At 74.2% G+C, this 13,360-nt stretch carries 11 protein-coding genes; 8 read left to right on the top strand and 3 right to left on the bottom strand.

Annotation, left to right across the window (positions count from 1 at the left end):
* The 5 genes from ABD993_RS18305 to ABD993_RS18325 form a co-directional block, all read left to right on the top strand.
* On the top strand, positions 1–1,973 hold a 1,973-nt coding region (locus ABD993_RS18305; RefSeq protein WP_345419558.1), incomplete at its 5' end, for an LCP family protein.
* 175 nt (positions 1,974–2,148) lie between these two features.
* A complete protein-coding gene (locus tag ABD993_RS18310) occupies positions 2,149–3,489 on the top strand; it encodes an NAD(P)/FAD-dependent oxidoreductase (protein WP_345419561.1) in 1,341 nt (446 codons plus the stop codon).
* 14 nt (positions 3,490–3,503) lie between these two features.
* Complete coding sequence (locus ABD993_RS18315) at positions 3,504–3,989, top strand: nuclear transport factor 2 family protein (RefSeq protein ID WP_345419564.1); 486 nt, start codon at positions 3,504–3,506, stop codon at positions 3,987–3,989.
* Between the two features lie 119 nt (positions 3,990–4,108).
* Complete coding sequence (gene mihF, locus ABD993_RS18320) at positions 4,109–4,420, top strand: integration host factor, actinobacterial type (RefSeq protein ID WP_345419567.1); 312 nt, start codon at positions 4,109–4,111, stop codon at positions 4,418–4,420.
* Between the two features lie 81 nt (positions 4,421–4,501).
* Positions 4,502–5,326, top strand: a complete 825-nt coding sequence (locus ABD993_RS18325; RefSeq protein ID WP_345419647.1) for an alpha/beta fold hydrolase — start codon at positions 4,502–4,504, stop codon at positions 5,324–5,326.
* 49 nt (positions 5,327–5,375) lie between these two features.
* On the opposite strand, the gene ABD993_RS18330 is transcribed toward ABD993_RS18325, so the two are convergent.
* Entirely contained in the window at positions 5,376–6,041 is a 666-nt protein-coding gene (locus ABD993_RS18330) for a response regulator (protein WP_345419570.1), read from the bottom strand.
* Positions 6,038–7,573 carry a sensor histidine kinase gene (locus tag ABD993_RS18335; protein ID WP_345419573.1) on the bottom strand — a complete coding sequence of 512 codons (1,536 nt, stop codon included), beginning with the start codon at positions 7,571–7,573 and terminating at the stop codon, positions 6,038–6,040. The genes ABD993_RS18330 and ABD993_RS18335 overlap by 4 nt, the downstream gene beginning before the upstream one ends.
* 197 nt (positions 7,574–7,770) lie before the next feature.
* Here ABD993_RS18335 and ABD993_RS18340 point away from each other — a divergent pair, with 197 nt between their 5' ends.
* From ABD993_RS18340 to ABD993_RS18350, 3 genes are read left to right on the top strand one after another with little or no spacing between them, the layout of a single operon-like run.
* Positions 7,771–8,742 (top strand): Bug family tripartite tricarboxylate transporter substrate binding protein, encoded by a 972-nt coding sequence (locus ABD993_RS18340; RefSeq protein WP_345419650.1) that lies wholly within the window; start codon positions 7,771–7,773, stop codon positions 8,740–8,742.
* The gene (locus ABD993_RS18345) at positions 8,739–9,263 is read left to right on the top strand and encodes a tripartite tricarboxylate transporter TctB family protein (protein ID WP_345419575.1); all 525 of its coding nucleotides are present in this window, start codon (positions 8,739–8,741) and stop codon (positions 9,261–9,263) included. The genes ABD993_RS18340 and ABD993_RS18345 overlap by 4 nt, the downstream gene beginning before the upstream one ends.
* Positions 9,260–10,759 carry a tripartite tricarboxylate transporter permease gene (locus tag ABD993_RS18350; protein ID WP_345419578.1) on the top strand — a complete coding sequence of 500 codons (1,500 nt, stop codon included), beginning with the start codon at positions 9,260–9,262 and terminating at the stop codon, positions 10,757–10,759. The genes ABD993_RS18345 and ABD993_RS18350 overlap by 4 nt, the downstream gene beginning before the upstream one ends.
* Before the next feature lie 10 nt (positions 10,760–10,769).
* Here ABD993_RS18350 and ABD993_RS18355 read toward each other — a convergent pair whose 3' ends face one another.
* Entirely contained in the window at positions 10,770–13,295 is a 2,526-nt protein-coding gene (locus ABD993_RS18355) for a bifunctional lysylphosphatidylglycerol flippase/synthetase MprF (RefSeq protein ID WP_345419581.1), read from the bottom strand.
* Positions 13,296–13,360: the final 65 nt, after the last annotated feature.

The following is a 13,360-nucleotide window of genomic DNA, read 5'->3' on the forward strand; positions in this document are numbered from 1 at the left end:
GCGGCTCACGCCCACCCGAGGGGGCGCCCGGCGACCGCAGCGGCTCACGCCCGCCGGACGGCTCCGATCGCAGCGGTTCCGGGCTCGGCCGCCCGGGCGGGCCCGGGGGTGGGGCCCGCGGCGGGTCGAAGGGCACCGGACCGAACGCGCGCCGGGCGGGCACGCCCCCCGTCGGGCGCGGCGGTCGCCCTGCACTGGGCTCCCGGCCCCCGTCGGGCACCCACTCCCTCGCCGACGCCCCGACCGAGCTGACGGACCGCGCGGACGCCCCGCCCCGGCGGGCCGCGCAGGCCCGGGCCGCCACCGGACGCTCCGAGGCCGGGTCCGGCGCCGAGGCGACCCACGCCGTCCGGGCGAGCGAGCGGTCGCTGCCCACCCGCGCGGTCCCGGCCGCCGAGCGGGCGGCCCGCAAGCGCGCGGCGGCCCGAGACGAGGGGCCCGCCCGGCGGACCCTGGGCGCCGCACTGGCCACCACCGCCGCGTCGACCCTGGTGCCCGGTTCCGGTCACCTGCTGCTGCGGCGCAGGCGCACCGGCGGGATCATCCTCGGCCTGTTCCTGCTGATCGTCGCGGCCGTCGTGGTGGCGGCGCTCACCCTGCACCGCACCACGCTGCTGGAGACGGTGCTGTCCACGAAGACCCTGGCCGTCGCCGCCCTCGGGCTGCTGGTGATCGGGCTCGCCTGGGTCGCGGTCGTCGCGCGGACGTACGCGCTGGCCCGACCGCGGGACATGGGATGGGGCCGCAAGATCCTCGGCACGGGCGTGGCCGCCGTGCTCTGCATGTGCGTCGCCGTGCCCTTCGGGTACGCCGCCGACCTCGCGAACTCGCAGCGCTCGCTGCTCAACGAGCTGTTCGACGGCGGCGCGGGCGGCACCGCGGCCGCGGAGGCCATCGCCAAGCCCCGGCTGAACGTCCTGCTCCTCGGCAGCGACGCGGGACCGGATCGCACCGGCACCCGCACGGACACGATGATGCTGGCCAGCATCGACACCGCGTCCGGCCGCACCACGCTGTTCGGGCTCCCCCGCAACATCCAGCGCGCCGAGTTCCCCCCCGGCACGCCGATGGCGAAGCAGTTCCCGAACGGCTTCCACGACCCCAAGGACCCGTTGTCCGGCAACTACCTGCTCAACGCCGTCTACGCCTACGCCCACGAGCACCCGGACCTCGCGCCGAAGGGCCCCACGGACGACATCGGGCTGAACCTGCTGCAGGCCACGATCTCGTACATGACCGGGCTGCCCATCGACTACTACCTCGAGGTCAACATGGCCGGGTTCTCCAGCCTGGTCGACGCGATGGGCGGGGTGACGGTGAACGTCGGGCCCACCCCCATCCCGATCAACGGGGTCACCGCGGACGGGCGGCACGTCAAGCCGGACGGCTACATCCAGCCCGGCGTGCAGAACCTCAGCGGCGAGGAGGCCCTCTGGTTCGCCCGCTCGCGCCGCGACAGCACCGACTACGACCGGATGAGCAGGCAGCGCTGCCTGATCAACGCCGTGCTGGAGCAGAAGAGCCCGACGGACCTGATCGCGAACTTCCAGGCCGTGGCCCAGGCGACCAAGGACAACGTCGACACCAACCTCCCGCAGGCGGTCCTGCCCGCGCTGGCCTCGCTCGCCGGGGAGGGCTTCAGCCTGCAGAGCATCGCCTTCGACCCCAGCCTGCCGGACCCGAACGAGCCGGACGGCAGGTTCGACACCGGCCGACCGGACGTCGAGTACATGCAGAAGGTGGTGCGGGAGGCGATCGACCCGCCCGCGGTCGCCGCCACCCCGGCCCCGACCACCACGGCCCCGACCACCACGGCCCCGACCACCACGGACGCGCCCGAGACGGCCGCGACCTCCGGCTCGGACGAGACCGCGGCGGGCACCGCGGCGCCGACCGCGCTGAGCGAGTCCTGCGCGGTGACCGCGGCGGGGGCCACGGATCCCGGCGGCGACCCGGCGACCGGCGGCAACTGACCACCCGTTCGCGCAGCGGACACCCTGGGGCAACACCCCGCGTCCGCCCGGCGACTACGCTTCTGGCGCGCGGTCCTGCGACGTCGCCCGGGCTGTGCGATAAACCAGGTGGAACGACGACGTGTACGGACCCCGCCGGGACGAGCGGGACCTCGAGATCCTTCAAGGGGCAGACGTGAGCAGCACTGGGGAGACCCGCACCGACGGGGGCCGCAAGAAGGTCGTCATCGTCGGCGGCGGGTTCGGCGGGGTGCGGGCCGCGAAGGCGCTGGCCCACGCGGACGTGGACGTCACCCTGGTCGACCGCACGAACCACCACCTCTTCCAGCCGCTGCTCTACCAGGTCGCGACCGGCATCCTGTCCCCCGGCCTGATCGCCCCGGCCCTGCGGCGGGTGGTGAAGTCCCAGCGCAACACCCGCACCCTGCTGGCCGAGGTCTACGACATCGACCTCGCGGGCAAGGTCGTGAAGTCCCTCGGGCCGAACGAGCAGCACATCGACCTGCCGTACGACTACCTCGTCGTCGCGGGCGGCGCGGGCCACGCCTACTTCGGGCACGACGAGTGGGCCCAGTTCGCCCCGGGCATGAAGAGCATCGAGGACGCGCGGATGCTCCGCAGCCAGATCCTCGGGTCCTACGAGCTCGCCGAGATCGCCACGGACGAGAAGGAGCGTGCGGCCTACCTCACGTTCGTCGTGGTCGGGGCGGGCCCCACCGGCGTCGAGATCACCGGGCAGCTCTCGGAGCTGGCGCAGTACGTGCTGCCCAAGGAGTACCGCTCGATCGACACCCGCGAGGCGCGGATCATCCTGCTCGACGCGGCGCCGTCCGTGCTGCCGCCGTTCGCGCCGAAGCTGCAGAAGTACACGCAGCGCAGGCTCGAGAAGATGGGCGTGGAGATCCGGCTGAACACCGCCGCCACGGACATGGACGCCGAGACGATCACGGTGAAGGGCCCCAAGGGCGTCGACACCATCACGGCGAAGACCAAGATCTGGGCGGCGGGCGTACAGGCGTCGCCGCTGGCCAAGGTGCTGGCGGCCGCGACCGGCACCGAGACCGACCGGGCGGGACGGCTGGCCGTGGACCCGGACTGCTCGGTGCCGGGTGCGGACGGCGTGTACGCGATCGGCGACATGGTCAGCACCGTCGACCGGCTGCCGGGCGTGGCGCAGGTGGCCATGCAGCAGGGCACCTACGTCGGCAAGCTGATCACCAACCGGCTCAAGGGCGACGAGACCACCCCCGCGCCGTTCAAGTACTTCGACAAGGGCTCGATGGCCACCATCGGCGCCCGCGAGGCCGTGGCGGACGCGATGGGCGTCAAGGTCACCGGCTGGCTCGCGTACCTGATGTGGTGCTACGTGCACGTCATGTTCCTGATCGGCTGGGGCAACCGGTTCGGCACCCTCTACAACTGGGTCCGGTCGCTGCGCTACGCCCGCAACCGCGGCCACCGGCTGATCGACATGACGGGCGCCAAGGCCGTCGCGGAGCACCACGAAGCGGCCTAGCGATGACTCCTGCCATGCAGGTCCTGGTGCGCGAGGTCGAGCGCACCTGGGACACGTTCTGGCAGGCCGTGTGGGTCGACCGGGACGTCGCGGCGGCGACCGCCCTGCTGGCCGACGACGCGGTCCTCGTCCACGTGCCGTCCATGGCGGGCGGCAACGACCGCGCCGAGATCGAGACCCATCTGGCCGAGCTGGCGGTGCCCGCGGACGTGGCGCGGGAGCGGGTCTCGCGCACGGTGGACACCCGCAGGCTCGTGGACGAGCTGCGTTGGACCTTCACCCACGACCGCGAGCTGCCCTGGCTACTGCCCGGGATCGCCCCGACGGGCCTCCCGGTGCGGGTGCTCGCGGTGTCCGTGGTGGCCGTGCGACAGGCCCGGATCGTCTCCGTGCGGACGCTGTGGGACGTCGATCGCCTGCGCGGGCAGGTGACCGCCGGTCGCGGAGAACCGGCCGCTGACGGTTCCATGACACCGTTACAGACGGGAACGACGCTCTGACGTGGGGGTTGTCTGCGTGGCGTTGCGCGGCGTCTGCCACTCTATGAGCCACGCTGTACCAGGTACGACCACCGACGCACCCGACGCGGGTGGTCGATGGGAGACGAGAGGAGCACACCATGGCACTGCCCACGCTGACCCCCGAGCAGCGCGCGGAGGCGCTCAAGAAGGCGGCCGCCGCCCGTACGGCGCGCAAGGAGCTCCGGGACAAGATCGCCAAGGGCGAGGAGACCATCCCCGCCGTCCTGGACCGTGCGAAGTCCGACCAGATCGTCGGCAAGACCAAGGTCGCCGACCTGCTGAAGAGCCTGCCCGGCTACGGCCCGGCCAAGGTCTCGGCGCTGCTGGAGCAGACCGGCATCGACGCCTCCCGCCGTGCGGCGGGCCTGGGCGACCGCCAGCGCCAGGCGCTGCTGGACGCCCTCAAGTAAGGCGCACCACGCACGACCCGATGCCCGGTCCGGCCTCCCGCCGGCCCGGGCATCGTGCTGTCTAGGCTCCTCGGTGTGGAGATGGTCGTGGACGTGGCGCCCGGCGTGCAGGTGTGGGCCGAGGAGATCCCGGGGCCCGGGGAACCGGTGCTGCTGGTGATGGGTGCCGACGCGGCGGGGCTCACCTGGCCGGACGAGCTCGTGGACCGCCTCGCCGAGCGGCACCGGGTGATCCGCTACGACCACCGGGACACCGGCCGCTCCACCCACGCCTTCGACGAGGCCCCCTACGCGATCCGCGATCTCGCCGCCGACGCCGTGGCCGTGCTGGACGCGTTCGCGATCGACCGCGCCCACGTCGTCGGGATGTCGCTGGGCGGCACGCTCGTGCAGCTGCTGCTGGTCGACCACCCCGATCGCCTGTGGTCCGCCACGGTCTTCTGCACGGCGTCCCTGCAGGGGGACCCCGACCTCCCCGGCCCCGACCCGGCGCTGCTGCGGCTCTGGGGCGAGCTCACGGACGAGCGGGACCGCGAGCAGGAGCTGGACTGGCGGGTGGAGCACTGGCGGCTGCTCAACGGCGCCGGGGTGGAGTTCGACGAGGCCTGGTTCCGGGAGCTGGAGGAGCGGATCATGGAGCACTCGGGCCGGGAGGACAAGCCCGCCGCACACGCCGCGGCGGCGCAGGACGGCCTGGAGCGCGACCTCACGGAGAACACCGTCCCGACCCTGGTGATCGAGGCGCCCGAGGACCCCGTCTGCCCGCCCCCACACGCCGCCCACCTGGCGAGCACGATCAAGGGCGCGACCCTGGTCCGGATCGAGGGCATGGGCCACGCGATCCCCCCGGCCCTCGCCACCCCGCTGGCCGAGGCGATCCTCGCCCACACCGCCGCCGTCGGGTGACGCTCGGGCCGCCCGAGTGCCCCCGGGTGACTCTCGGGAGTCGTCGGCGTCAGCGGGTCCAGGTGTAGCGGCGTTCGGGGCGGCCGGTGCCACCGTAGCGCAGTCGCACCTCGACCGCGCCCGTCTCGACGAAGTGCTCCAGGTACCGGCGCGCGCTCACCCTGCTCAGCCGCGTCCGCTCCGCGCACTCGGTCGCCGAGAGGTCGGCCCCGTGCTCGCGCAGCACCTTCTCCACCAGCTGCGCCGTCGGAGCGGTGAGGCCCTTCGGCAGGCGGCCGCTCGACCCCCCGGCGCCGAAGAGCCGGTCGATGTCCTCCTGCCCGGCCCGGTCGAGGCCTGCCAGCCGGCCCCGCAGCCGTCGGGCGCGTTCGACCTGCTCCTCCAGCGCCCGGGAGTCGAACGGCTTGACCAGGTAGTGCAGCGCGCCGCCGTGCAGGGCGGCGGCGACGGTCGCGGCGTCGTCCGCGGCGGTGATGACCAGCACCGACGGGTCGTCCGGCGCGCCGGTGCGCAGCCGCCGCAGCACCTCGATGCCGGACATGTCCGGCAGGTAGACGTCCAGCAGCACGAGATCCGGGCGCAGCGAGCCCGCCAGCGCCACCGCGTCGGCCCCCGTGTGCGCCACCCCGACGACGGCGCAGCCCGCGATCCGCCCGACGTACCCGCTGTGCACCTTCGCGACCATGAAGTCGTCGTCGACGACGAGGACCCTCATCCCAGCACCGCCGTGAACGTGGAGCCCTCCACCGCGACGCTCCCGCCCCGGCGCAGGCACACCTCGCGGACCAGCGCGAGCCCCAGCCCCCGCCCGCCCGGCGACTCGGCCGCCTTCGTGGTGAACCCGTGCCGGAAGACCTCCTCGGCCAGCTCCGAGGCGACCCCGGGCCCGGAGTCCCGCACCCGCACGCACACCGCGTTCCCCCCATCGGACAGCCCGATCTCCACCCACCCGCCGGGCGCGGCGTCCAGGGCGTTGTCCACGAGGTTGCCCAGCACGGTCACGAGGTCGCGGCCCAGCGCGGGATCGTCCGCGGCCGCCAGCCGGGCGTCCGGGGAGAACCGCAGCTCCACGCCCCGCTCGGTCGCCAGCGAGGCCTTGGCCACCAGCAGCGCGGCCGCCGCGGGCTCGGCGACCCGGTCGGCCACCTCGCGCCGCCAGCCCTCCGCCGCCGCCACGACACCGCTGACGAACCGGCGCACCTCGTCGTGCTCGCCCAGCTCGGTCAGCCCGGCGATGGTGTGGAGCCGGTTGGTGAACTCGTGGGCCTGGGCGCGCAGGGTGTCGGTGAGGCTGCGGGAGGCGTCCAGCCAGTCCTGCAGGGTGGTCAGCTCGGTGCGGTCCCGGAGCGTGACGACGGCACCGGCGTCCAGCGGGTTGCGGTTGAGCACGAGCACCCGTCCACTGTGCACGACGACCTGGTCCTCGCCGCGGACCCGGCCGGTGAGCACGTCCCGCAGCCGGGCGTCGAGCGCGAGGTCGTCCACCCGGTCCCCGAGGTGCGCGCCGGGCAGCAGGTCCACCGCGGGCCGGTTCAGCAGCGTGATCCGGCCGTCCGGATCCAGGCCGACCACGCCCTCCTTGACCCCCAGCAGCATCGCCTCGCGCCGCTGCACCAGCTCGACGATCTCGGCGGGCTCCAGCCCCAGCGTCTGCCGCCGGACCCGCCGGGCCAGCAGCAGGGAGCCGCCGACGCCCAGGGCCAGCGCCAGCCCCAGCAGCGCCGCCACCTCGCCGCGGGCGGGCGCGAGGGCCTCCAGCAGCGTCGGCGCGCGGATGCCCGCGGACACCACCCCCACCACCTGCCCGCCCTCGACGACCACGGGCACCTCCGCGACGACCGTCCGGCCCGCCGCGCCGGTCCACGCCCGCCCCGCGAAGGCCGTGGACTCACCCGGGTCGAACGGGGAGCCGAGCTCCGCGGGGTCCGGCGAGCTGCGGACCACCCGGTTCGCGTCCACCACCACGATCCGGTCGGCGCCGGAGAGGTTCTCGGCGCTGCGCGCGAAGGTGGCCAGCAGGTCCACGTTGCGCTCGACCAGCCCCGCCCGGATCCCCGGCGTCGCGGCGACGTCCTCGGCCACGGAGAGCATCCGGCGGCCCTGGGTCTCGCGGAACGCCGCGTCCGACTGCGCGGCGGCGAGCACGGCCACCGCCGCGAGCAGGAGGACGACCACGACCAGCTGCCAGATCAGGAACTGGCGGGCCAGTGGGCGGCGGGTCCCCCGGCTCGGCGCGGCGTCGGGCACCGGCCCACCCTACGAGGGCGACGGTGCCGATGGGCCACTGCCGCAGGCTCCGTGTCCGCGTCCAGAACGACCACAACCACCGCTGTGCACACAAGCACGACAGCGGGAACCCGGTACCGCCACGATGAGCGGACTCGAGGGCGAGGGAGACAGAGTTGTCCATCCGTGAGAGATCCGGGACCAGGTGGTCCGCGGTGCTGGCGATCGTCGCCGCCGCGGCGGCCGTCCTGCTGGTGCCGCCTGCGGTCGGCGCGCTGACCGGCGGCGGGGACGGGACACAGCTGCGCGGCCTGCGCATGCTCGTGCCCAACTCCCCCGGCGGCGGCTACGACGTCACCGCCCGCACCGCCGCGAAGGCGTTCGAGGAGGCGGAGCTGACCGGCGCGGTCGAGGTGTTCAACCTCCCGGGCGCGGGCGGCACGGTCGGCCTGGGTCGCACCGTGAACGAGAGCGGCAACGACCGGCTGGTCATGTCGATGGGCCTCGGCGTCGTCGGCAGCGTCTACACGAACTCCTCGCCCGCCACGCTGGCCGACACCACGCCGATCGCGCGGCTGACCCAGGAGACGGAGATCGTGGTCGTCGGGAAGGACTCGCCCTACCAGTCGCTCGATCAGCTGCTGCGCGACTGGAAGGCGAACCCCGGCGGCGTCCCGGTCGGCGGCGGCTCGTCGCCCGGCGGGCCGGACCACCTGGCGCCCATGCTGGTCGCGGAGGCGGCGGGGCTCGCGCCGAGGGACGTCAACTACGTCGCCTACGACGGCGGCGGCGAGCTGCTGGCCGCCGTGCTCGGCGGGAAGGTCGCGTTCGGGGTCTCCGGGCTCGGCGAGTACGCCGACCAGATCGACGCGGGCGAGCTGCGCGTGCTCGCCGTGACCGCGGGCGAGCGGGTGTCCGGTGTGGACGCACCGACACTGCGCGAGGCGGGCCTGGACGTCGAGTTCACCAACTGGCGCGGGATCGTGGCGCCGCCCGGGCTGTCCGACGACGGCCGCGCGGAGCTGGAGAAGGCCTTCGCCGACCTGCGGGCCACCCCCGAGTGGGCGGACGCCCTGGCCCGCAACGGCTGGACCGACGCCTACCAACCCGGTCCCGAGTTCGGGGCCTTCCTGGAGTCCGAGAACGAGCGCGTGGCCGGGGTGCTGCGGGAGCTGGGGCTGACATCATGACCATGGTCGAGGAACGGGCTCCCGAGAGGCAGGGGTGGCTGCGCGCGCACTCCGAGCTCGGGGTGTCGCTGCTGCTGTTCGTCGTCGGGGTGCTGGTCGTGGTGGACACGGCGCTGGAGAGCGGCGGCTCGTCGTCGGACCCGATCGGGCCGCGCACCATCGCCTTCGTGCTGGGCGGGGCGTTGGTGCTGCTGTCGGTGCTGCTCGCCGCGGACGTCCTGCGCGGCGGGCACGGTGAGGCGGAGGCGGGCGAGGACGTCGACCTGGGCACCCCGGCCGACCTGCGGACCGTCGGGAAGCTGGCCGGCGTGCTGATCGCCACCGCGGCACTGATCCCGCTGTTGGGCTGGCCGGTCGCGGGCACCGTGCTGTTCTGGGGCGCGGCGGCCACGCTCGGCTCGAAGACCCCCGCCAGGGACGTGCTCATCGCGGCCGGGATCTCACTCGTCACCTGGATCGTGTTCGACGGCCTGCTCGGCGTCGACCTGCCCGGCGGCCCGCTGATGGGGGTGTTCGGATGATCGACTCGCTCACCCACCTGATGGGCGGCTTCGGCGCCGCCCTCACCCCGGTCAACCTGTTGTTCGCCGCGATCGGGGTGCTGCTCGGCACCGCGGTCGGGGTGCTGCCGGGCATCGGCCCGGCGATGGCCGTCGCGCTGCTGCTCCCGGTCACCTACGCCTTCGACCCGACCGGTGCCTTCATCATGTTCGCCGGCATCTACTTCGGCGCCATGTTCGGCGGCTCGACGACGTCCATCCTGCTCAACACCCCCGGCGAGAGCGCCTCGGTGATGGCGGCGATCGAGGGCAACCCCATGGCGCGCAGCGGACGCGGCGCGCAGGCGCTGGCCACGGCGGCGATCGGGCACTTCGTCGGCGGCATCGTCGGCGCGATCGGGATCGTGCTGCTGGCACCGCTCATCGCGTCGGTCGCGGTGAACATCGGCGCGCCGGACTACTTCGCGATCATGGTGCTGGCGTTCGTCGCGGTCACCGGGGTGCTCGGGTCGTCCCGGATCCGCGGGTTCGCCTCGCTGGCCATCGGGCTCACGATCGGGCTGGTCGGGCTGGACCCGATCAGCGGGCAGGCCCGGCTGACCTTCGGCGTCCCCCAGCTGGCCGACGGCATCGACGTCGTCATCGTGGCCGTCGGGCTGTTCGCGGTCGGCGAGGCCCTGTGGGTCGCGGCGCACCTGCGGCGCACGCACCAGGAGGTCATCCCGGTCGGCCGTCCCTGGCTCTCGAAGGCCGACGTGAAGCGCGCGTGGAAGCCCTGGGCCCGCGGCCCGTTCATCGGCTTCACCTTCGGCTCCATCCCCGCGGGCGGCGCCGAGATGTCGACCTTCATGGCGTACGTGACCGAGCGGCGACTCTCGAAGCACCCGGAGGAGTTCGGCAAGGGCGCCATCGAGGGCGTGGCCGGGCCGGAGTCGGCGGCGAGCGCGTCCTCGGCGGGGACGCTGTCCACGATGCTGACCCTCGGCCTCCCGACGACGGCGATCGCCGCGGTCATGCTGGCCGCGTTCCAGCAGTTCGGCATCCAGCCGGGCCCGCTGCTGTTCACCAACGAGCCCGACCTGGTGTGGACGCTGATCGCCAGCCTGTTCATCGGCCTGGTGCTGTTGTTGCTGCTCAACCTGCCGCTCGCGCCGCTGTGGGCGAAGCTGCTGCGGATCCCGCGGCCCTACCTCTACGCGGGCATCCTGTTCTTCGCCTGCGTGGGCGCGTACGCGGTCTCCGGCCAGGCGGTGGACCTGCTGGTGCTGCTGGGCATCGGCGTCGTCGGGTTCGTGATGCGCCGCTACGGGCTGCCGGTCCTCCCGGCGATCATCGGCGTGATCCTGGGCCCGGACGCTGAGCTCCAGCTGCGCCGGTCCCTGCAGATCGCGGACGGCGACGTCACCACCCTGGTCAGCACGCCACTGGCGGTCACGGTCTACGTGGTCATCGCGGCGCTACTGTGCTACCCGCTGATCCGTAAGGCCCTCCCGACCCGGGAGAAGGTCGGCAGCTGATGGTTGCGCATCAGCGCCAGAGGGCCCTGGCCATCCGGGCCGCCTGGCTCGGGCTGAGGTCGGGGAGGTAGGCCCGGGCGATCGCGTTGGCGATCGCCGGGAGGGCCGCGGTCTCCGGGTACGCCAGGTGCAGCGGGCGGTACTCCGGCTGGAACTTGGCCTTGAACGCCAACAGCGACCGGAAGCCGTAGACCGGTTCCAGCCTGCGGCCCGCCGCGTCGAGCAGCTTCTGCAGGCCCGGCGGCCGCTCCCCGCGGTCCAGCCGGGCCAGCGGCGCCCCGGAGAGCGACACCAGCTCGGCCCCCTCCGCCTGCAGGCTCAGCGCGGCCGAGGCGATCAGGAACTCCATCACGCCGCGGAAGGCCGCCGCGTCCGACCGGCGGCGCATGAAGTCCAGCGTCCACCCGACGACGGCGCCCTCCCGCCAGATCGGCAGCCAGCTCGTGACGCCGTGGACGGACCGGTCGGCGTCGACGGCCACCAGCAGCCGGACGTCCGGGTCGTCCAGCTCCTCGAGCCCGCCGAGGGTGAACCCCATCTCCGGCAGGCCCTTGTCCGCCACCCACTCCTCGCTGATCGCGCGGATTTGGTCGGTGATCGCGAGCGGGGCCTCGCCGTAGGTCGTCCACTCCGCGGTGATCCCCGCCTTGGCCGCCTTGTTCAGGGCGGTCCGCACGTCCTGCCACTTCTTCCCGGTGAAGCGCAGCTCGCCCAGCGGCAGCACCGTCTCCTCGGCGACCTGCACGGTCCGCCAGCCCAGCGCGCGAGCGGCGGCGGCCACCTCGGCGTCGACGCTGTACAGACACGGCGTCCACCCCTGGTCGCGGCAGTGGGCGGCGAACCCGGCCACGGCGGTGGCCGCCTTCCGGCCCACCGGCCCACCGGTCGTCACGGCGACGCCGCCGATCACCCTGTGCGCGACGGCCGCGTCCCCCGTGAACCAGTACGTGTGCCCCGCCCAGGTGGCCATGTGGGCGAGCGTGCCCCCGTCACCGGCCTCGACCAGCGCCCGCACCCGCTCGCGGTCCGGCTCGGCAGAGCGCAGCCGCGGCCGGGCGAGCGCCCGGGCCGCCGACACCGCCACGACCAGCCAGAACGCCGGCCCGACCCACTCGTACAGCACGGTCGCGGGCCAGTTCGTCGGCAGGAACCCGGGCGCGACGGCCACGAGGTACCCGGGCGGGACGAACCGCAGCGGGAGGTCTGCGAGCAGCTCCGCGAACCCGGGTGGACGGTCGAACCCGCCGCGCAGCGCCCACCCGATGAGGACGTAGCAGACCGCCAACGCCAGGAAAGCCAGGGCCACCGAGCGGATCAGCCAGCGGTAGGTCCCGACCGGCGCCCGCACCCCGAACACCCGACGCGCGGCGAGCAGCAGCGCCACCACGAACAGCGGTTGCAGCAGCGGCAGCGCCACCAGCACGAACGCGTGCAGGTGCACGCCGGCGCCCAGCACGATCCGCTGCTGCATCGGGCTCGCGGCGAGCACCAGCCCCAGCGCCGTCAGTCCCAGGTTGAGTCCCAGCGCGACCAGCCACGCGGCCCGCCGCCCGCGGCGCAGCCCCTCCGCCGCGACCAGCAGCAGCACCACCGGCATGACCGACAGCAGCGCGGGCCCGATCCCGGAGAACCGCAGCCGGGCCTGCAGCTCGGCGCACTGCCGGGCGGGCCCGTCGGCGCAGACGGACGCGACGGTCCCGGGGTCCGGCGCGGGGGCCGCGAAGACGTACCGCAGCACCGACAGCGGCCCCACGCGGGTCTGCGCCCACGCCGCCACCAGCGGCCCGACGGCGGAGGCCGCCACCACCATGGCCACCAGCACCCGGGTCTCCGCCCGCGAGGGCCGGGAGCGGCGCGGGGACCGGCCGAACAGCAGCGTCCCCAGGACCAGCCCGAAGACACCCGCGGCCAGCCGTAGCAGGTCACCGATCAGCCCGGAGTACAGGGTGAGCATGACCAGCGCGATCATCAGCACCAGTCGCAGCCTGCGCCGCCAGAGAGCGGTCAGGCTCGCGCTGACCGCCAACGCCGTCCCGGTGACGGCGGTGCCCGGCCCGACGGCGACGGACGCGGCGAGCTGGTCGGCCCACCGGCCGTCCGCGAAGCGGTCGAGCAGGGAGACCACGCCGAGGCCGACCAGCGAGCCCCCGATCTGCACGGTCAGCGCGAGCACGCCGGTCCGGGCACTGCCGAGCCTGCGTTCGGCCACGGGCAGCAGGCCGACGACCACGGCCGTCGACAGCAGGTACGAGTCCAGTCCCTGGCACCACAGGGCGGAGGACGCGACGCCCCACCACGCCCCGTCCCGCAGCGGGCCGAGCCCGGCCCCGACCGCGGCCGCCAGCGCAGGCGACGGGCCGTGCAGCAGGCTGCCGGTGAGCGCGCCGAACGCCCAGATCATGACGACCACGACGACGGTCAGCGGCGCCCGCCGGACCAGTCGCACCACCCGCGCGAGGGGACCCTCGGCGATCCCGTGGACGGGACCGTCGGTGGGTACGGCGGACTCCTCGACCGCCGCCGACCCTTCCGCCACGGCACCACTCTGGCACCACCGCCCGGTGGGCGTCGGCCGGGTCCGTCACGATCGGGGGACGAGTC

This window comes from Pseudonocardia xishanensis, assembly GCF_039541715.1.
Taxonomy (GTDB): domain Bacteria; phylum Actinomycetota; class Actinomycetes; order Mycobacteriales; family Pseudonocardiaceae; genus Pseudonocardia; species Pseudonocardia xishanensis.